At 59.8% G+C, this 20095-nt stretch carries 20 protein-coding genes; 15 read left to right on the top strand and 5 right to left on the bottom strand.

The window, feature by feature from the left end; translation table 11 throughout:
* Window positions 1–13: 13 nt before the first annotated feature.
* From V8J82_RS09510 to V8J82_RS09535, 6 genes are all read left to right on the top strand, one after another.
* On the top strand, window positions 14–907 hold the full coding sequence (locus V8J82_RS09510) for an AvrD family protein (protein ID WP_339974642.1): 894 nt from the start codon (window positions 14–16) through the stop codon (window positions 905–907).
* Window positions 908–1000: 93 nt separating this feature from the next.
* On the top strand, window positions 1001–2164 hold the full coding sequence (locus tag V8J82_RS09515; RefSeq protein WP_339974644.1) for an MFS transporter: 1164 nt from the start codon (window positions 1001–1003) through the stop codon (window positions 2162–2164).
* A gap of 39 nt (window positions 2165–2203) precedes the next feature.
* Window positions 2204–2896 carry a glutathione S-transferase family protein gene (locus V8J82_RS09520; RefSeq protein WP_339974646.1) on the top strand — a complete coding sequence of 231 codons (693 nt, stop codon included), beginning with the start codon at window positions 2204–2206 and terminating at the stop codon, window positions 2894–2896.
* A 648-nt stretch (window positions 2897–3544) separates the two neighbouring features.
* The gene (locus V8J82_RS09525) at window positions 3545–3874 is read left to right on the top strand and encodes a type II toxin-antitoxin system VapC family toxin (protein ID WP_339976017.1); all 330 of its coding nucleotides are present in this window, start codon (window positions 3545–3547) and stop codon (window positions 3872–3874) included.
* 221 nt (window positions 3875–4095) lie between these two features.
* Window positions 4096–5664 (top strand): flavin monoamine oxidase family protein, encoded by a 1569-nt coding sequence (locus V8J82_RS09530; protein ID WP_339974648.1) that lies wholly within the window; start codon window positions 4096–4098, stop codon window positions 5662–5664.
* Between the two features lie 24 nt (window positions 5665–5688).
* Complete coding sequence (locus V8J82_RS09535) at window positions 5689–6180, top strand: RidA family protein (protein ID WP_339974650.1); 492 nt, start codon at window positions 5689–5691, stop codon at window positions 6178–6180.
* A gap of 370 nt (window positions 6181–6550) precedes the next feature.
* Here the strand turns inward: V8J82_RS09535 and V8J82_RS09540 are convergent, their stop codons facing one another.
* From V8J82_RS09540 to V8J82_RS09560, 5 genes are all read right to left on the bottom strand, one after another.
* Entirely contained in the window at window positions 6551–6979 is a 429-nt protein-coding gene (locus V8J82_RS09540; RefSeq protein WP_339974653.1) for a nuclear transport factor 2 family protein, read from the bottom strand.
* Between the two features lie 396 nt (window positions 6980–7375).
* Entirely contained in the window at window positions 7376–7621 is a 246-nt protein-coding gene (locus V8J82_RS09545) for a UBP-type zinc finger domain-containing protein (RefSeq protein WP_339974655.1), read from the bottom strand.
* A gap of 30 nt (window positions 7622–7651) precedes the next feature.
* The gene (locus V8J82_RS09550) at window positions 7652–9088 is read right to left on the bottom strand and encodes an MFS transporter (RefSeq protein ID WP_339974657.1); all 1437 of its coding nucleotides are present in this window, start codon (window positions 9086–9088) and stop codon (window positions 7652–7654) included.
* A 126-nt stretch (window positions 9089–9214) separates the two neighbouring features.
* Window positions 9215–9973, bottom strand: a complete 759-nt coding sequence (locus tag V8J82_RS09555; protein ID WP_339974658.1) for an HAD family hydrolase — start codon at window positions 9971–9973, stop codon at window positions 9215–9217.
* A 10-nt stretch (window positions 9974–9983) separates the two neighbouring features.
* Window positions 9984–11000: an ABC transporter ATP-binding protein gene (locus V8J82_RS09560; RefSeq protein ID WP_339974659.1), complete on the bottom strand. Its 1017-nt coding sequence runs from the start codon at window positions 10998–11000 to the stop codon at window positions 9984–9986.
* Window positions 11001–11151: 151 nt separating this feature from the next.
* On the opposite strand from V8J82_RS09560, the gene V8J82_RS09565 reads away from it, so the two are divergent.
* The 9 genes from V8J82_RS09565 to V8J82_RS09605 all read left to right on the top strand — a co-directional run bounded on the left by V8J82_RS09565 (window position 11152) and on the right by V8J82_RS09605 (window position 20087).
* A complete protein-coding gene (locus V8J82_RS09565) occupies window positions 11152–12498 on the top strand; it encodes an ABC transporter substrate-binding protein (RefSeq protein ID WP_339974660.1) in 1347 nt (448 codons plus the stop codon).
* A 56-nt stretch (window positions 12499–12554) separates the two neighbouring features.
* Window positions 12555–13421 carry a carbohydrate ABC transporter permease gene (locus tag V8J82_RS09570; RefSeq protein ID WP_339974662.1) on the top strand — a complete coding sequence of 289 codons (867 nt, stop codon included), beginning with the start codon at window positions 12555–12557 and terminating at the stop codon, window positions 13419–13421.
* 4 nt (window positions 13422–13425) lie between these two features.
* Window positions 13426–14244 (top strand): carbohydrate ABC transporter permease, encoded by an 819-nt coding sequence (locus V8J82_RS09575; protein ID WP_339974663.1) that lies wholly within the window; start codon window positions 13426–13428, stop codon window positions 14242–14244.
* 64 nt (window positions 14245–14308) lie between these two features.
* Entirely contained in the window at window positions 14309–15280 is a 972-nt protein-coding gene (locus V8J82_RS09580) for a sugar-binding transcriptional regulator (protein ID WP_339974665.1), read from the top strand.
* A 39-nt stretch (window positions 15281–15319) separates the two neighbouring features.
* Entirely contained in the window at window positions 15320–16354 is a 1035-nt protein-coding gene (locus V8J82_RS09585) for an NAD(P)-dependent alcohol dehydrogenase (RefSeq protein WP_339974667.1), read from the top strand.
* Window positions 16351–16908, top strand: coding sequence for an SIS domain-containing protein (locus V8J82_RS09590; protein ID WP_339974669.1), 558 nt, complete (start codon window positions 16351–16353; stop codon window positions 16906–16908). Before V8J82_RS09585 ends, V8J82_RS09590 begins: the two co-directional genes overlap by 4 nt.
* A 4-nt stretch (window positions 16909–16912) precedes the next feature.
* Window positions 16913–17680 carry an SDR family NAD(P)-dependent oxidoreductase gene (locus V8J82_RS09595; protein ID WP_339974671.1) on the top strand — a complete coding sequence of 256 codons (768 nt, stop codon included), beginning with the start codon at window positions 16913–16915 and terminating at the stop codon, window positions 17678–17680.
* 61 nt (window positions 17681–17741) lie between these two features.
* The gene (locus V8J82_RS09600; RefSeq protein ID WP_339974673.1) at window positions 17742–18467 is read left to right on the top strand and encodes an SDR family oxidoreductase; all 726 of its coding nucleotides are present in this window, start codon (window positions 17742–17744) and stop codon (window positions 18465–18467) included.
* 3 nt (window positions 18468–18470) lie between these two features.
* On the top strand, window positions 18471–20087 hold the full coding sequence (locus tag V8J82_RS09605; protein ID WP_339974675.1) for an FGGY-family carbohydrate kinase: 1617 nt from the start codon (window positions 18471–18473) through the stop codon (window positions 20085–20087).
* Window positions 20088–20095: the final 8 nt, after the last annotated feature.

Below are 20095 nucleotides of genomic sequence, written 5' to 3' on the forward strand. Positions count from 1 at the left end.
AGAGGTTAAAGACATGGAACTCGGTTATTACGATAGCATTGATGACTTCCTCGGATTGAGACAAGGGCGTTACTTCGGTGACGGCTATCTGAAATCCTCACAGATTATTCGCGATTTCGAAATGTCTGGCGGGCTGAGCGCGCTTCAGATCTCCTGCATCGGTATCGTTAAGCTGCCCGAAATGTGGTCGACCAAAGGTGAGGCCAAGCAAAAGCCACATCTCAGCACCATTGATGTGATCGAATTTGCGCTGGAATGCTTGCGGCAATTCCGTATCGGCACCCGGCGCGGGCATGAACTGTCGACCGATCTGCTGAGCAGTATCGCCATCGTGGCTGGAAAAAGCCCCGTTGAAGATGACATGGATGCCGTTCCGATCACCGGACAAGTGCGGCTTGATGATGGTGCGAGCGAGGTCATGATCCTCAAAATCGCCAATATGGAGGTCACACTGCGGATGCGGTCGGAAATCGACGGATATGCGCGCGGTCTGACCTTCAGTCGCCAGCCGGTCGAGCTGGGCAAGGTGTTGCTCAATACTGATGAGATGCAGGCCTCAGCCATGGCACATTCCAGCCCGGACGAGGCGGGCGGAGCCTGGTCGCTTTCGGCGAGTTTTGCCTGTGCTCTGCAACTGGGGCAATTGCTGCTGTACAAGCTGGACAAGATCGACCGCGCCAAAAGCAATACGCTTTGGATGAAAAAGACCTTCATCACCTTCTCCGACCTGATGCCCTGCGTCGGTGGTCAACAGCCGATCCATGCCCATCTGGATGACGTGCTGCGCTACACAAAGGCCGATGGTGATTGGCGGCGCGCGAATGTCTGCGCCAGTTTTTGCAACGTCCAGATCACTTGCCGCGTCACGCACCGACTTCCAGATACACGCCCGCAGGCGCTCCAGTAGAGGTTGCGCCGGACGGCGTCCGCCCACCTGGGATCTTTGGGTGGGCGGTACCAAATGATCAAATCCGCCATTTGTTTCGCTGGGGAGCATACCGTGATCCGATCGCCCTGGAGTTTTGTTTTCGTTGTCATGATCACTGGCTTTCTGGTGGTGGCGCAGATCTACGCGGCGCTGCCACTGATGCCGGGTATCGTGAAAGATCTGGGCATCTCGGATCGTCAGGCCAGCCTGATTCCGGCCGCTTTTGGCTTGGCCTATGCGGTGGGCTTCATCATCTTCGGCCCCGTCGCGGACAGGGTCGACCGGCTGCGCCTGCTAATACTCGGTTTGGCGGGATTGGCCTTGGCCACCGGCTTGATCATGGTCGCGACCACCTATTGGAGTCTGCTTGCAATGCGTGTCCTGCAGGGGCTTGCTGCGGCCAGCTTCCCGGCAACCGCCCTGGCACTCGTCTCCCAAAAGGTCGCGCGCGCCGATCAACCCCTTGCGATTTCCATGTTGGGTTTCGCCTTCCTCAGTTCTGCGCCGCTATCGCAATTGATTGTCGCAGCACTAGGCTTGCCGATTGCCGCCGTCATGGGATGGATGGCATTGTTTTATGCGCTTCTCACCATCGCAATTTATGTCAGCTGCCCGCGTGAGGGGGCCGTGCAGACCGCGGCCGTTGGGGCAACGAACAGCGCAACTGGCAGGAACTTGCCGCCGCTCGCGGCCTTTGTCATCGCACCAAGTACCGTGCTGTTGTGCTTGGTAAGCTTCCACGCACTATGCCAGTTCCTTGCGACCGCAGATCCCACCATCGACCCGCAGCGATTGCGCTTGGCGGGATTTCCGCCACTGCTGCTCTGCTTTTTGGCACCGGCCATCACCAAACGGTTCGGTCCAGCGGTTACTGCCTCTAGCGGTCTATGCGTCGCCGCCATTGGCATGGGCGCGGCCGCGTTGGGGATCGACCTTACCTTTTGCAGCGTCATGTTATCGGCGGGCGTCGCGTTGGCGGTCCCCGGGCTCATCGCTGCTGTCACCTTTTGGTCGGGCGACGCGGTGCGCGCGCGGGCCCTGGCAACTTACACGTTTTTTCTATTCGCCGGCGCAAGCGGTGCGCCCGTCTTTGCTGAGTTGCTTTATCGCGTCGATGCCTCGATTGGCTTCGCCTTGCCGGGCTTGGCTGCGCTCTCGGCCTCAGGGGCGCTCTACGCGACAAGGCGGCGGCCCCGAGACACCAGATCTCAGACGGTACCTTCAGCATCCAGTTGACCCAGCGCTTTCTTATGATCTTCAAGTGAGGATATCGAAATGCTCGACGCGATCGACCCGACGGATCAGGCCCCCACGCTTCTGAAAGACAGTGTGCTGATCAGCTTTCCCATTTGCCCCTTCGTTGCACGCGCGCGTATCGTCGCGATCGAAAAGGGTGTGGATATTAAAGTTCGCTTCATTGACCTGGCAAACAAACCGTCTTGGTTCCTGGAGCGCTCACCGACCGGCACCGTCCCGGCTCTGGACACTGGCACGCACTTCATCTTCGAGTCTTCCGTTATTTCGGAGTTCATCGACGAGTGCAGCGATGGCAGCCTTCATCCCGCTCTGGCGGCGGATCGCGCCCTTAGCCGCGCCTGGACAGAATACGCCACCAAGCTGCTCATGCCACAATACATGATGATGATGGCCGGATCGCAGGCCGAGATGGACCAGCATCGTACGACATTGCGCACCGCAATGGGGAAGATCGAAGCGGCTTTGACCGCAAAGCCCTATTTTAACGGCGATGACTTTGCGATCGTAGATGCAGCCTATGCGCCGGTATTTGTCCGCACCGCTTTCCTTCTCAAGACCCGTAGCATCGACCTACTGGTCGGTTTGCCAAAGTTACAATACTGGGCGGCCGCGCTGACCGAACGGCACTCTGTGTGCCAGGTTCATGGGCCAGATCACTATGATCAGCTCGACGAGCATATGGCGCAGCGCGGGTCTATTCTCGCTGGCTGAGTGGCGTTGACGATTGTGCGAGGCATTGCGTCCGGTGTTGGTCTTGGGCACTGGTTCTCACCAAAGCCGCCGATGCGGGCCTCAGGTTCGGGACCAACACCGTTCGGCGGCTCTATTCGGTTGCGGCCGTCCCTCTAGGATGCGTTTCCTCCCTAAAGGCGAGCACCGCCTTTGCGTTTAAGGGCCAAATACCAAGGGTGGTGCTGGAGATTGTGCAGAGCATCATAGCTCTCCAACCGGCTACAGAAGGCGCTTATCCGCATCTCTGCCAACTTGTTTGCCATAGTTTCAAAATGATGCCTGGGTTTGGTACAATGGTACCCATATTTGCCGATAAAGGCAGGGTCCTGAATCGATTTTTGCATAAACTATTGTCACTGACTTAGTTAAGTTAGCTAGGCATTTTTGCCCAATGCAGTTTTCCGTCCATACCGCCAAAACGCAGCTTTCCAAACTCATCGGCGCGGCTTTGCGCGGGGAAGAGGTTGTGATCGCTAAGGGTGCTCAGCAGGTTGTTCGCCTGGTGCCGGTGCCGCAGGAGCGTAAGTTACTTGGCGCGCTCGAGGGCCAACTGACCGTCCTGACGATCTGTTCACGGCGATGTCGAAGGAGGAATTGGCGCTTTGGGAAGGCGATTGAGCCTTGGAAGTGCTGCTCGACACCTATGTCTGGGCCTGGATGCTGACCAACGATCCGAAGTTGACGCGAGCCGCGATCAGGATGGCGGAAGCGACAGATGCGGTGCGTCTCAGCCCGATCAGCTTTTTTGAGATCAGTCAAAACGCGCGCCTAGGCAAGCGACCCGAAATGGGCCCGTTCTTGACGCAACTGCCCGGTCTGACGACGGGGCAGGGCGTGTTGAGCGGTCCTCTGACGGCCGAGATTGCGGTTCTGGCCGGAGAAATGGATTGGAGCCATCGCGATCCGTTTGACCGCATCATCGCGGCGATATCGCTTTACGGCGATCAAATGCTCTGAATGATCCCTTAGGGACAGCGGCGTCTGTGTTGCGCTCGGTCGCCTTGGACGTGAGGTAGCTTTTTCGGCTGATCCTTTTTTGAGCAGATCATGGCGCGGCGCGCGCTCGCTAAGCAACGCGTTCAGCTGCCTCTCTCCGTTCAATCGAAAGAATTGCAATCCCGCGCAGGTGGTCTTCACGCTTCTCCATGACAACCGGAGGACGTGGAATGCAAAATGCAATGACCCGCCGCCGTCTGATCCAGATGGTTGGAACCGGGACTGGAACTGCCGCCGCTTATGCTACGATGCAAGCCATGGGTTTCATGGCGACACCCGCGGCTTATGCCGGGACGCCGGACCTACCAATCGGCAGCGGTCAGGGCCGCGCCGTGACGGTTTTGGGGGCAGGGATCGCCGGTATGGTGGCCGCCTATGAACTCGCCAAGGCGGGGTATGAGGTTACCGTCCTTGAGGCAACCGACCTTGCTGGGGGCCGGAACCGCACCTACCGCGGCGGCGACACCATAGTCGAAGACGACAGCCGTCAGCTTGTCGACTTCGACCGCGATCCGTCCCTTTACTTCAATGCGGGTCCGGCGCGGCTGCCGTATCACCATCAGGGGATCTTGGGCTATTGCCGCGAATTCGGCGTCGCGCTGCAGCCGATTGTGAATGAGAACCGTGGCGCTTTTTTCCAGGACGACGCGGCCTTTGATGGTGGGCGGGTCCTGAATCGTCAGGTCGTCAACGATAGTCGTGGGATCATCGCTGAGATGCTGTCGAAAGCGGTGGGCACGGGCGTGCTTGATCAAGAATTGTCTGGGTTGGACAAGGAGCGTTTCCTTGATTTCGTCTCCTCCTTCGGGGCGTTGGACGACGGAACCTATACCGGCACAAGTCGGGGTGGATATGTCGATGCTCCAGGATCCGGGCTCCGGCCACCCGGCGCAACGCTGCCGGTTCTCGATCTGGGTGAGCTGTTGGCGTCGGATTTCTGGGGTTACAAAATGCACTTTGGTGAAGGGTTCACCCAGGCGGCCACGATGATGGAGCCGGTGGGCGGTATGGATATGATTGCCCAGGCGTTCGCCGAGCGGGTGGGACCGATGATCACCTACAATGCCGAGGTGTCCGAGATCCGCCGTGAGGGTGACGGTGCGCGCGTGACCTATCGCACCCCTGACGGGTCTGCGCGCACACTGACCTCGGACCATATCGTCGTCACGATACCCTTCTCTGTGCTGCGCGACATAGACAATGATTTTTCAGCCCCGATCCGCTCGTCTATCGAAGCTTGTGGCTATGTCGCGGCCTGTAAGGCTGCTTTCCAGGCAGAGCGGCGTTTTTGGGAGGAGGACGACAAGATCTATGGCGGCATCAGTTGGTCCGCCAATGACATCACTCAGATCTGGTATCCGACGGCGGGCTTTGGTCAGCAGAAGGGCGTCGTCGTCGGCGCCTATATCTGGTCGAACTCGATCGGCGAACGCTTCGGCGATATGCCCCTTGCCGATCGTCTAGAGTTGGTCCTGGAGCAAGGCTCGAAGATACATCCCGCCTACCGTGACGCCGTAACCGGCGGCAGCTCTATCGCCTGGCACAAGGTGCCATTCGCCAAGGGTGGATGGGCCAGTTGGGACGACGATGCGCGCGCGGCCGCTTATCCCGCCGTGGTGGCAGGCGACGGGCCGTTCCACTTTGCTGGCGAGCACATGAGCTATCTCACCGGCTGGCAAGAGGGGTCGGTGCTTTCGGCCCATGATTGCGTCAATGCCATCGCCGAGCACACCCGCCTTGCCGATCTGTGACTTTCCAACCGAGGACATCTCGCCATGAAATACCCCACGTTGCTTGCCCTTCTCGCGCTTACCGCTGCCGTCCCGGCTGTCGCACAGGACAGCGGCATCGTCCGAAATCCGATTCCCGGAAGCGATTTCCCGATCGCGCAATCGGTCGAGGTCCCCGCCGGTGCGACCATCCTCTACGTGTCTGGTCAGGTCCCGCCAGTTATCGACGAGAGTGCCGAACGAGGCAGTCGCGCCGCCTATGGCGACACCGAGACGCAGACTGTAGGCGTCCTTGAACGCGTGGAAGCCGCACTCGTGAATGGCGGATTTACGATGGACGATGTCGTAAAGATGCAGGTGTTCCTTGTCGGCGACCCAGAGATGGACGGTGAGATGGACTTTGAGGGATTTATGCGAGGCTATACGCAGTTTTTCAGCGCCGAGCGGGGCAATCTTCCGGCTCGGAGCGCCATGGAGATTGCAGGTCTCGTCGTTCCGGGCTGGCTCGTCGAGATCGAGGTGATGGCAGCTCGGTAGGGAACTATGCGTTGAGTTGGACGGATTGAGGCATATCGGATCCGCTCCGGTTTTGACTGATGACTTACCTTTGTCTGACAGGTTCCCGGCGAGAGTGATCGTTGTCGATACCCTGCGCGCGCGACGCAAAGTGCGCCCTTGCGGATGACTTGGTGACCAGCAAGCGGGTTCAGACGCATTGAGCGCAGAATCTCGGCTGTGATGGCTGACTTTGTGCCATTTTGCGCATGGGTCTGAGCCCATCCTCACTATGTCCGACAAGACAAGATCGTTGGTCGGCACACAAATAGGCAGGCAGGCGCGCGGAATGGGGCGGCATATCGAGCCGCCACCGGCGCTTGTTGATCGCGCGCTATAAGTGGAACCCGGCTCAGGCGATCTCTGCTGTGGCGGGGCCCACAGTCGGGTCATTGGCCGCGATGCCCTGTGCAGTGTTTACAGCCGGTATATCCCAAACCTCGGCGATTTTGCCGTCGATGATCCGCCAGACGACAATCACATCAAACTCGATAGCCGCCTCACCCCGGCCAAGCCTGTTACGCGTTTGAACCACCACCAACTCATCACCAACTGCCCATGCTCCACGCGGGCTAATGGCGAAGCTTCCATCGCCATGGGCGTGAACCTTGCGGAAGAACTCGGAAAGACCGTCGATCCCACAGTAAGATCCTGCAATATCGGCCGCCTGGGCGTTGAAGAAATGCCACACGACGTCCGGTTGAAACAAATCCGCCTGTGCGGGAATGTCGGTTGTATCGATACGGTTGATCAGTTCAATGTTGGGGTGTTCGGTCTGCATTGGGGCTTTCTTTCAGCTTGGCGTCTTGTCGTTTGCACGGACTGAAATATGCGTGGCCAGGCGTCGCCGATATGATCTGCATCAAACGATCACTGTGGCCCGGCTGTGCTCTTGCAGGCGAGCTTGGATAAGCAGTCTGGCGACGCGATAGCCGGCATCGGGTGTCTAGAACGACCAGCCGAGGATTTTCATCACATCATACAAGACGTTGCGAGTCGAACCTTCGGCGCAGCTAAACATCATTGCACTAAGGAATTTGACACGCGATGGGCGGGTGATCGCAATGGCAACCAGTTATCGTATCTTGAAACCTTAGGTGCAGGTGGGTTTGCCTGACAAAGATCGTATAGGGTGTCGCCTCTGATGGCTGAGGCGGCGCTTGGTTAGGCGCCAAACTCAGACCAACACGTCGTCGACAAAGCAGTAGCGCCAGCGTTCCTTTGGTTCGTGGGACGCTATGATTGGATGGTTCTCGGCTTCGAAGTGCTTGCGTGCGTGTCGGTTTGGGCTGTCGTCGCAGCACCCGATATGGCCGCAGGTCAGGCACAGTCTGAGGTGGAGCCAGTCGGCGCCGATCTTCGTGCAATCTGCGCAGACCGCACCGGATTTGGCGGTCTCTGTGGGCCGGTCCAATTGGATCATGTGGGTATGCGTGCAGGTCATTTTATCCTCTCAATCAGTCTCGACACTCTTCGGGTTCACCATGATCCACGCGCTGAGGGCACTCGCCATGGCAAGCGCCGCCCCGGCCCATGCCGCGCTGGCCAGACCTGCCGTCAGATCCTCAGACGACCCGATCAGGACAAGGCCCAACAGTGCTGTTGCGATCAATCCAGCTATCCGGCTGATTGCATTGTTCACCCCTGAGGCCACACCTGAATAGCGGTCTCCGGCGCTGGCGAGGACAGCCGATGTCAGCGGGGCGACGCTGGCCGCCATTCCAAGCGCGAGAACAACAAGGGCGGGCAGAATATCCTGCCAGTAGCTTACATCCGTATTCGGTACACGGGCAAACAGCAGAAACCCGCCCCCGACCAGCAGCGAGCCAATCGTCAGGATCATGCGGGTGCCAATGCGGTCGGCCAACGTCCCGCCCATTATGCGCGACAGAAGCCCCAGAATGAGCGGAAAGGGTAAGATCGCAGCGCCCGCAGCGGTCGCCCCGTAGCCCAGCTCGCGGATCAGAACGTAGGGTAGAAGCACCAGAAGACCGCCAAGCGCCATGTAGAGGAAGAGCGTCAGCAACGAGAGCCCCGAAAACGTTGCGCTGCCAAAAAGCCTGAGCGGTGTCATGGCATTGTCGCCTTTTCTATGCTCGACAGCCAGGAACGCCGCGACAAGGGCGATGCCAAGGGCTCCGGCGGCCAAGACATTGCGCGTTGCCCCGCGTTCTGGAAGCGCAATCAATGACCAGATCAGCGCGAGCAACCCCATGGCGATCAAGCCCGCGCCCAGCCAATCGAGGGGTGCGCGTGCCTCCTCATCGGCGCGACTTTCCCGGATCGCCCCTTGTGCCACCCACAGACCATAGATGGCGACGGGGACAATTGCCACGAAGGCCCACCGCCAGCCGGCAAAGTCGACAATCACACCACCGAGCAAGGGCGCCAAAGCTCCGGCGGCGGCCCCGGCGGCGGCCCATGTGCCGATGGCCTGGCCACGCTCACGACCCGAGAACCCGTCCGCGATGATGGCCAGTGACGTAGGGGCGATCATGGCCGCACCGACCCCTTCCAGGGCGCGCCCGATCATCAGCACGGGAAAGCTCCAGGCGACGGCACATAGAACGCAGGCCAAGGAAAAGATGATCATCCCGGTCTGAAAGACCAGCTTGCGCCCATAATGATCGCCGATTGCGCCGCCGATCAGGACGAGCGCCCCCAAAGGCAGAAGATAGGCATTCACGATCCATTGCGCGCCGGTCGGGCCAACGCCGAATTCGTCCTGCATGGCCGGAAGGGCGACGTTGATGATCGATCCCACAACAAAAGCGAGGCTCGATCCCACAATGGTCGCGATCAGAGTTCCACGCTTATCCCGGCAGTCGTCCGATGGATGCGCGAGGCTGGGCGGTTCACCGGTGCAGGGGAGGGGCAGAGCGTTGGTCATGTCGCTTCAACCTAGCCTATTTGCGCAGACTTTGCGCTGCCGAATTCGGGGTTATGCGCCCTTTCACCCCTGCTAAGCGCTAAGAGTTCCGATTGGGCGCATCAGCTTCGGTCTGTGCGCATGATCTTACGTGGTGCGCCGGGGTTCCGATCCATGCCCGGAGAGCCCCATGTCAATCAATGCCAATTGTGTTTCGATCACAATGTCCGCGCCGTTCTGGATCAACAGCTCAGAATGCCGATCCTCGATACCGCGCAGATGTGTTCCACCTACGAAACCGGCACATCGCATGCCTGCCGCAGCCGCGGCCTTGACGCCATAGGGCGAGTCCTCAACGACCAGGCAGGTTGTAGGGTCGGCGCCAACGGACGCGGCCGCATGCAAAAACAGATCTGGCGCGGGTTTACCGCGCGCGACCAGTTCAGCGCTGAAGATGTGGTCGAATCGATTCGAGAGGTTCATCGCATGAAGCGAAAGAGCGATCCGCTCAAACGTGCTGCTGGAGGCGATGCAATAATCGAGGCCTGTCCTGTCCAGATGCTCCAGAAGAGCTAGACAAGACGGCAATGCACGCAAAGAGCGTTTGAGTTGTGTGAATAGCTTCGATTGCCAGGTTTCGGCGAAACCATCTGCCGCTTGCGACAGCGTGTGTTCGGCGACATAGGCGGAAATGGTGGCCAAAGACCGCCCCAAAAACGCGGCGCGAACATCATCTTGGCTCAACTCTATGCCAACCTCTTCCAACGCGGCGTGCAGGGTCGATAGCGACAGAACTTCACTATCGGCGACAACGCCATCGAAGTCGAAGATGACGGTGCGAATATCGCTCAGATCAAGCGACGTCGCGGCGCTGGACGGTCGCCACGTGGGAAGCGGTTTGCTCATGACGCCCCGTTCAGATCGCGCGACCCGCGCTGTTGAATTGATGTAAACGGTGTTGGGGTATCGTTACGCCGATCTCAGCGCCGATCTCCGTTTCATCGTCGCCGTCTACCCTGGCGACGATGTCAGGCCCGTCCAACATGCTGAGATAAAGCAGGCTCTCGCCGCCCAAACGTTCCTTCACGCGCACGGTTGCCTGCGCCTGTCCCTGGCCCGGAGGCATCAACTGCAAATGTTCTGGGCGGCAGCCGATGAAACGCGCCCCGGAGGAAAGGGGTAGGCTTTTCAAGCTGTCATTCGCCGGAAAGACGTTCATCGCCGGAGAGCCGATGAATTCTGCAACGAAGCGCGAGTTGGGCTTGTGATACAAGTCCATGGGGGAGCCGACTTGCTCAACACGACCTGCATTCAACACGACGATCTTGTCGGCCATCGTCATCGCTTCCACCTGATCGTGAGTGACATAGATCATGGTGGCTTTAAGCTGCTTGTGCAGGCCTTCGAGTTCGACGCGCATCTGCACCCGAAGCTTGGCGTCGAGGTTCGACAGCGGTTCATCGAACAGAAAAACCTTTGGGTTTTTGACGATGGCACGACCGATGGCGACGCGCTGTCGCTGCCCGCCCGACAATTGCGAGGGTCGCCGATCCATATAGTCCTCAAGCTGAAGGATGCGCGCGGCCTCGGCGATCCGGCGCTTGCGTTCGGCGGGATCGAAGCGATTGACCTTCATACCGAAATCCATGTTGTCGCGCACGCTCATATGCGGATAAAGCGCGTAGGATTGGAACACCATCGACAGATCGCGGTCGACCGGTTCAGCATTGGTCACGTCCTTTCCGTCGATCTCGATCCGCCCGCTATCGGCGGCCTCAAGCCCAGCCAGCGTGCGTAGCAATGTGGACTTTCCGCAGCCAGACGGGCCGACGAAGACGACAAATTCGCCGTCTTGAATGTCCAGGCTGATATCGAAAAGCGCCTGCACACCGCCGTAGAACTTGTTGAGCGCATTTATCGTGATGCCTGCCAAGGCAGTATCCTCCTTTCGCGATCCACTGTCAGATCATTTGTAACTTACTATTAACAATTGTATTGACTTTCAAGGCTGATTGTTACTTTTGTATCAGTACTGATGCATATGAAATGTGCAGAGTTTCATCGTCTGGGAGGACCCTTACACCATGAAAATCAAGAGAAATCTGCTGTGCACTGCTGCTTTGGCAAGCCTCGTCGCTGGCCCCGCTTTGGCCGATGGCCATGGATGGAGCCTCGAAGAAGCAGCAGCGCCCTATGCCGGAACGACCGTAGATGTCGTGTTCCTTTTGCGGCCGGGTTATGATGCGATCGAAGCGATGTTGCCTGCCTTCGAGGAGGCCACCGGCATCGACATCAACATTATCCGCCACCCCTATGAAAACGCACTGGGGGAACAGGTCCGCGACTTTGTGGCGGGTGGGGACCTTGATATCGCGTTGATTGACCTGGTCTGGATCGGCAACTTTGCCGAAAATGACTGGATCGTGCCGGTCGAACAGATCATGGCCGACTATCCCGATATCATCGATCCTGATTTGAACATGGACGATTTCTTCCCGCTGGTGCTGAACGCGTTCGGTGGCTGGAACGACACGATCTATGGGCTGCCCTTCGACAATTATTCGGGACTGATGTTCTACAACAGCTGCATGTTGGAGGAGGCTGGCTTCGACGGCCCGCCCGAGACCTGGCAGCAATTGATGGACGAGTATGGCCCCGCGCTGACGGGTGACGGCCAATATGCGTTTGCGCTGCAATCCAAGCGGAATGAAACGCAATCCGCCGACAGTTTCGCGCGGATGCTCTGGCCCTTCGGCGGGTCGTTCCTAGACGATGAATTCCGCTCGAATCTACTCAGCGAAGAAAGCCAGGCTGGACTGCAATTCCGTCAGGATCTGATGCAATACATGCCCGACGGCATTGTCGCCTACGATCATGCCGAAACCGTCAACGCGTTTGCGCAGGGCGAAGTCGCCATAATCACCGAATGGTCGGCCTTCTATTCGTCGGTTGTCGATTCAGACACGTCTCGGGTCGCCGATTGCGTGGGGATCGCGCCAGAGCCGATGGGGCCCGAGGGCCGTCGCCCGGCACTGGGGGGGTTCTCGCTCGCGGTGGCCGAACAGGCCGATGACGATGAGCGCGCGGCCGCATGGCTGTTCATCCAATGGGCGACCTCGGCAGCCAATGCCGTCGAGTATCTGGAGCGTGGCGGCGTCCCAGCCCGTATGTCGGCCTATGAAGATCCAGCCCTGGCTGAGACCTATACCTTCATCCCGGCTCTGGTCGAAAGCTGGCAGGAGGGTGTGCCGGAATTCCGCCCGCGCTTTGCCGAATGGCCCGAAATCTCGGAAGTGGTCCAGGAATGGGGCACGCGGATGATGCTGGGTGAAGTCAGCGTCGAGGAAGGCGCGCAGGAAATTGGCGACCGCATGGAGTCGATCCTTGAGGCCGCCGGATATTACAGCGGCGACAAGCCACTCGCCCAATAACATAGAACGGCCGGGGCAGTTCAGACTGCCCCGGCGCACCACGCGAGGGAAGTCAAATGCGCGGCAGGGCACCCAAATCCACGATTTTTGCCTTTATCGGTCCGGCGGTGATTGCCTTGGCCTTGGTGGGCATCGCGCCGCTCCTCTACGCGGCCTGGACCTCGGTCCAGTTCTTCAACCTCACGCGCCTGAACCAGCAACGCTATGTGGGGCTGGAAAACTACTGGACCGTGCTGACTGACAGCACCTTTTGGCAGGCGATGGGGCGCACATTCCTTTTGCTGATCACCTCCCTGCCTTTGCAGCTGGCGCTGGGGATGGGGATCGCGCTGGTGCTGCATCGTCCGGGCCTGTCACTGCTGAAAACGCTCTGCCGGCTCAGCCTTGTTCTGCCGATGGCCACGACCTACGCGGTGGTGGGCCTGCTCGGCCAGGTGATGTTCAACCAGCGTTTCGGGGTGGTGAACCAGCTTCTCGGCAATGCGGATATCAACTGGATCGGCGACCCGACAAACGCCTTCATCATGATCGTGTTCTGGGATGTCTGGCAATGGACGCCGTTCGTGGCGCTTGTCCTTCTGGCGGGTCTGACCATGGTGCCCACCGAAATCGAAGAGGCGGCACGGCTGGAAACCAAAAGCTGGTGGACGGTGCTGCGCTACGTGCAACTGCCCTTTTTGCTGCCGGGGCTTGTTGCGGTCCTGATCTTGCGCACCGCAGATACGCTGAAGCTGTTCGACATGGTATTTACACTGACCCGCGGGGGGCCGGGCGCTTCGACCGAATTCATCTCACTGATGATCCAACGGGTGGGATTCCGCGCCTTTGACCAGGGCCTTGCCTCGGCTCAGGCGATCATCTTGCTGATCATCACTATCATCCTGGCGCAGATTTATATCCGCGTCTTCTACAAGGAGGTGTGAGGTCATGACCACGCAACGCGCAAGCCTTGGCCAATTCATCCTGTTGATGCTGATCATACTTGTCTGCGTCTTCCCATTCTATTGGATGGTCACGACGTCACTGAAAACCCAGGTGGTTGCGTTGGAGGCGCCACCGGTCTGGCTATTCGAACCGACGCTGGCCAATTACCGTGAAGCGCTGTTTGAAGACGGGGTGCTTGGCACGCTGATCAACTCTTTGATCATCGCAGTAAGCACCACAGCCCTCGCCCTTGTGCTTGGGGTGCCCGCCGCTTTCGCGCTCGCCCGGTTCGAGTTTCGCGGCAAGAAGGACCTGTGGTTCTGGTTCATCACCAACCGAATGGTCAGCCCAATTGTTCTTGCCCTGCCCTTCTTTCTGATCGCGCGGAACCTTGACCTTCTCGACCGGCACATCACGCTGATCCTGATCTATCTGACCTTCAATCTGCCGATCGTGATCTGGATCGTGACGGATCAGTTTCGCGGCATTCCCTACGATCTGGACGAAGCGGCGCGGATGGAGGGCGCCTCGCAATTCACCATCATGCGCAAGATCTGCCTGCCGCTGGCCATGCCCGGCGTGGCGGTGTCGTCGATCTTCTCCTTCATCTTCTCGTGGAACGAGTTGATGTTCGGCCTGGTACTGACGCGCAATGATGCCAAGACCGCGCCCGCGATGGCCGTGTCGTTCATGGAAGGCTACAACCTGCCTTACGGGAAGATCATGGCGACCTCGACATTGATTGTGATCCCGGTCCTGATCTTCGCCCTGATCGCGTCGAAGCAATTGGTGCGTGGTTTGACCATGGGCGCGGTGAAATGAGGTCGCGCGCACCGTCCTTTTCCGGCATTGGCCGTTAATCGCTCGGAAAAGCAGAGGATCGCCCATGTCGCGTTACATCAAACTGGATAAGATCGACCCGGAGGAGCAGCTTTTGGTGCGCCTCGCCTGGGCTTGCGAGATCGAAGGGATGACCCAAGCCGACGCCGCCAAGCGGTTTGGGATCACGCGGCTTCGGGTGAACAAGGGTCTGTCCGAGGCGCGCCGCCGCGGGATCTTACGGGTCAGCGTGGACTCCGTTTTTGCCGCCGCGGCGGAATTGGAATGGGATCTGGAGCGCCGATTTCGCCTAGAGCGCGCCATTGTGGTTCCCTCACCTGAAGATGGGCTGTCGGTCACGCCGCTGGTGGCCGCCGGATTGGGGGCCTATCTGGGCGATCTATTGCAAGATGGGGGCCTGACCCGTTTTGGCATGTCCTGGGGCAACACACTCAACCTCGCCACGCGCCACATGCAGCCGCTCGACCGCCCGGACCTTGAGATCGTGTCGACGATGGGCGGCGTCTCGCGCGGCTCGGACGTGAATGGCTACGAGATCACCACCCGGCTCGCCGATCTGTGCAATGCCGAGCACAGCTTTTTCCTTGCGCCGCTTTATGCAAGCAGCGCCGAAAGCCAGGCCACGTTTATGGCGCAGGACGTGATCGGCGAGATGCTGGAGAAAATCCGATCTTGCGGCGCAATCGCTTTGGCGACCGGGGATCTGAACAGTTCGCTGCTGGTGCGCGATGCGTTGCCGCGCGGGATCACGGCGGCGGATCTGATCGCAAAGGGCGGTGTGGGCGACATCACCGGGCATATCCTGGATGCCGAGGGGCAGCTCATTGATCACGAGATCAATCGGCGCGTGGTTGGTGTGTCGTTGGACGACCTGGCGCAAATCGAAAATGTCATTCTGGCCGCTGGAGGCCTACACAAGGTCCCCGTGATCCGAGCCGCTTTGCGGCGCGGTTTCGTGGATACGCTGGTGACCGATGAAATGACGGCGGCGGCCCTTATCGACGGCCTGCCGAGCTGAGACGCGTGGCAGTTGGCGCGTAGAAAGAGAGAGGAGATCATGGCCAAAGCTCTTGTTCTGGAAGAAACGCGCCGCCTTGCCTTGCGCGATATTGATCTTCCCGAAGCGCTCGGTCCAGAGGATGTGCGCATCGCCGTGGACACCGTTGGCATCTGCGGCAGTGATGTCCACTACTACACCCACGGTCGGATCGGACCTTTCGTGGTCCAGGCGCCCATGGTTCTTGGCCACGAAGCCTCGGGCACGGTCACAGAGATTGGCGCGGAGGTGTCAAATCTTGCTGTTGGCGACCGTGTCTGCATGGAACCGGGCATTCCCAATATGCAATCCAAAGCGTCGAAGCTGGGGGCCTACAACGTGGACCCATCAGTACGGTTCTGGGCCACGCCGCCGGTGCATGGATGCTTGACGCCGTCGATCATACATCCGGCCGCCTTCACATATCGGTTGCCTGACAATGTGAGTTTTGCCGAGGGTGCGATGGTCGAGCCCTTCGCCATCGGTATGCAAGCCGCCGCCAAGGCCGCGATCAAGCCTGGCGATGTGGCGCTGGTCATCGGCGCCGGTCCGATTGGCATCATGTGTGCGATTGCGGCTTTGGCCGGTGGCTGCGCCGAAGTGTTTATCGCCGATCTGGTTGAAGAGAAGCTCGCAGTCGCAGCCGCTTATGAGAATGTGAAGCCAATCCTGATCCCGCGCGACAATGTGACGGAGCTGCTTGCCGACGCATCGGAAGGCTGGGGCGCCGATGTGGTCTTCGAATGCGCTGGCGCCGCTGCCGCGGTCCAGACGGCATTGGAGGCCGTCGCGCCCGCAGGATGCGTTGTCTGGGTCGGGATGCCGGTCGATCCCGTGCCCGTCGATATCGTTTTGGCGCAGTCAAAGGAGATCCGAATGGAAACGGTGTTCCGCTACGCGAATATGTATGATCGCGCCATCGCCTTGATCGGGTCAGGGAAAGTCGACCTTAAACCGTTGATTTCCGATATCTTTGCCTTCTCCGACAGCGTCGCGGCCTTTGACCGTGCCGTTGAGGCACGGCCGACGGATGTAAAGATCCAGATCAAGCTATGACCGCCATCGCCGCCGATACTTTGCTGGATGAGTTGCGCCCCGGCCTCGCACCGGAGGTCTTGGCGCAGATACCTCCGCTGTCCGAAGAGATTGGCACCGCAAATCGCATCTGTTGCGACGGCGTCGGGCGTGAGGGGCTGATGATGAAGGCGCTTGCCATGCGGCTGTTTCATCTGGGCTGTGATGCCCATGTGGTGGGCGATATGACCACCCCGCCCGTGGGCTCGGGCGATATTCTTCTCGTCAGCGCGGGCCCTGGGCATTTCTCGACAATCGCCGCGCTGGCCGATGTCGCGCGGAATGCCGGGGGGCGGGTGATCTGCGTGACAGCGGAGCCGGATGGCGCAGTGCCCCGCGCCGCTGATCATGTGGTGTATCTGCCCGCCCAGACGATGGCCGCCGATCAAGGTGCCGCCGCGACGTCAATCCTGCCGATGGGCTCGCTCTATGAAGCACTGATGTTTCTGTTTTTTGAGCTCCTGGTCCTTGATCTGCGCGACAGACGTGACCTCTCACCGGATGCTATGCGCGCCAACCATACCAATTTGGAGTAGCCCCTTGGCCTGGCACACTCGCTTCAGTCTCACCGGAAAGACGGCGCTTGTGACCGGCGCCTCCTCGGGCATTGGCACCGCCATTGCCGAGGTTTTCGCCGAAGCGGGCGCGGACATTGCGGGCCACGGGCGGAACGCCGAGCGCCTGGACGCCTTGGGCGCCCGTATCAAAGCCAAAGGTCGCCGCTTTGCCGCCATCAGCGGCGATCTTGCGGACCCGGTTCAAACCGATGCCGTCGCCGCCCGAGCCCTGGCGGCCATGGGGCAGATCGATATCTTGGTGAATTCCGCAGGCATCGCCTTGACCGGCCCGGCAACCACCTACGACCTGGCCGATTGGCAGATGACATTGGCCGTGAACCTTACCGCGCCGTTCATTCTGTCCCAACGGCTGCTGCCCGGCATGATCGAACGCCGTGCGGGCAAGATCATCAACATTTCTTCCCAAACTGGCGTCATCGCATTGCCCGATCATGCGGCCTATGCGACCTCGAAGGGCGGGCTGAATGCGCTGACGAAATCGCTGATGACTGAAGCGGCCCCGCATAACGTGCAAGTCAATGCAATCTGCCCAACTGTCGTTCTGACCGAGATGGGCCAACAGCTTTGGTCCGCACCTGAACGTCGCGACCCGATGATCGCGAAAACCCCGCTTGGCCGCTTTGGCGAACCGGTCGAGATCGCCGATATGGCGCTTTACCTCGCCTCACCCGCTTCGGACCTCGTCAACGGGGCGATCGTGATGATCGAGGGGGGCTATTCCAGCATATGACACAGCGCATAGCGACCAAAAGCGACCAACGCGACACGTCTACAACAACAAGAGGACGCACATGCCGGATCTGAATGGAAAGGTCATTGCCATCACCGGGTCCGCGTCGGGCATTGGGCTGGCCTGCGCGCGCGCCTGCATCGCTACAGGCGCTCGGGTCGTCCTGATCGACCGGGACGCCGACGCATTGCAAGCCGCCTGCGCCGATCTGGGCGAAGCAGCGATACCCGTCCAAACGGACGTCCTCGACAAAGACAGCGTCGCTCGGATGCTGCCCACCATCCTCGAGAGGGCAGGGCGGCTCGACGCGTTCCATGCCAATGCAGGTGCCTATGTCGGGGGCGATGTGCTGGAGGGTGATCCAGATGAATGGAACCACGTCTTGAATCTTAACATCAACGCCGCCTTCCGGTCCGTCCATGCCGTTCTGCCCCACCTGGCGCAGCAGGGCTCAGGCGATGTGATCCTCACAAGCTCAATTGCCGGTGTCATTCCCGTGGTGTGGGAGCCGATCTATACCGCGTCGAAACACGCGGTGCAGGCCTTCACCCACACGGTCCGGCGCCAGGTGTCCAAACATGGCGTCCGGGTGGGAGCCATCCTGCCCGGTCCCGTCGTCACGGCCCTTCTTGACGATTGGCCGCAGGCGAAGATGGAGCAGGCGCTGGCAGAAGGCAGTCTGATGCAGCCAAAGGAAGTTGCCGATTGCGTCGTGTTCATGCTGACCCGGCCGCCGAATGTCACGATCCGAGACCTTGTGCTTTTGCCGAACGCCGTGGATCTTTGAGGCATGTTTGTCGGTGTTGATGTAGGAACGGGATCGGCTCGCGCGGGCGTATTTGACGCGTCGGGCAAGCTGTTGGGCAGCCACAAGCAAGACATCCGAATGTGGCGCGAGGCCGGTGGGATCGCCGAACAATCCTCCGCAGACATATGGTCGGCTGTATGTGCCTCGGTGCGCGGCGCCGTCCAGCGGGCCGGGATTGCACCCGATGCTGTGCAAGGGATCGGGTTCGATGCGGCCTGTTCCATGGTTGTCCTCGACCGCGATATGGACCCGCTCAGCATCAGCGCAAGCAAAGCGACTGAACGGAACGTCATCGTCTGGATGGACCATCGCGCCACCGATCAGGCCGCGCGGATCAATGCTCAAGGCCATGACGTTCTTAGTTATGTCGGCGGGCGCATCTCACCTGAGATGCAGACGCCGAAGCTGCTATGGATCAAGGAAAACAGGCGCGACACGTTCGCCAAAGCCGGTCAATTCTTCGACCTGCCCGATTTTCTGACTTGGGCCGCCACCAAGTCGCTCACCCGCTCGGCCTGTACAGTGACCTGTAAGTGGACCTACCTTGCCCATGAGTCGCGGTGGGACGACAGCTATTTTGAACAAATCGGCCTGCCCGAAATGCCCGCTGAGGATTACGTACGGATCGGGCAGACCATCGTGCCGCCCGGTACGGCGCTGGCGCAGGGTCTCACCGATGAGGCGGCGCGCGCCATGGGGCTGACGGCGGGCATCCCGGTGGGTGCAGGTCTGATCGATGCCCATGCCGGGGGGATAGGGACCGTTGGCGCCGACCCGAATCGCGGGCCCGAGGCCACGATGGCCTATGTTTTCGGAACATCGGCCTGTACAATGGCGACATCAGCAGACCCGCGCAAAGTTCCGGGCATCTGGGGTCCATATTATTCGGCCATGGTACCTGGTATGTGGCTCTGCGAAGGCGGGCAATCCGCAGCCGGTGAGGCTATCGCCCATATTGTAAAACACCACCCTGCGGGCGTCGAGGCCGCCAAGATAGCCGCAACGGAGGGACTTTCGCTTCAGGCCTATCTCTTGCGAGAGGTGGAGCGCCAAACAGATGATATCAGCGACGCCGTCCGTCTGGCCGGCCCCAAGATCATCGTTCCCGACTTTCTGGGCAACCGTGCGCCCTTCGCCGATCCGACGTCGACGGGGATTGTGTCGGGGCAGAACCTGAACGTGAACCACGACGATCTTGTGGCAAGCTATGTCGCCGCGGTTCTGGGCGTTGGCTATGGGTTGCGGCAGATCATGGAGGTGCAGCGTATCCATGGCGTTTGCCCGTCCTCGATTGTGATTAGTGGTGGGGCGGGCGAAAGCAACCTGATCAAGCAGTTGATTGCCGATGCGGTGGATGCGCCCGTGACCGCTCCGCAAAGCCCGGAACCCGTTTTGCTGGGGGCAGCGATGCTGGGGGCAACGGCCTGTCAGGCGTATGCTGCGCTCGGGGATGCCATGTCGGCCATGTCGGCCATTCGACAGGTCTTCGTCCCGTCACCAGGCTATGGGGATGTGCACACAGCGCGGTTTCAGGCGCACAAGGACCTTCAGAAGGCCGACTTCGATCTGCGCGACCACCTGGCGCGCCTGTCAGCATAGAAGCGTCG

It is taken from the genome of Gymnodinialimonas mytili (assembly GCF_037544085.1).
GTDB classification, from domain to species: Bacteria; Pseudomonadota; Alphaproteobacteria; order Rhodobacterales; family Rhodobacteraceae; genus Gymnodinialimonas; species Gymnodinialimonas mytili.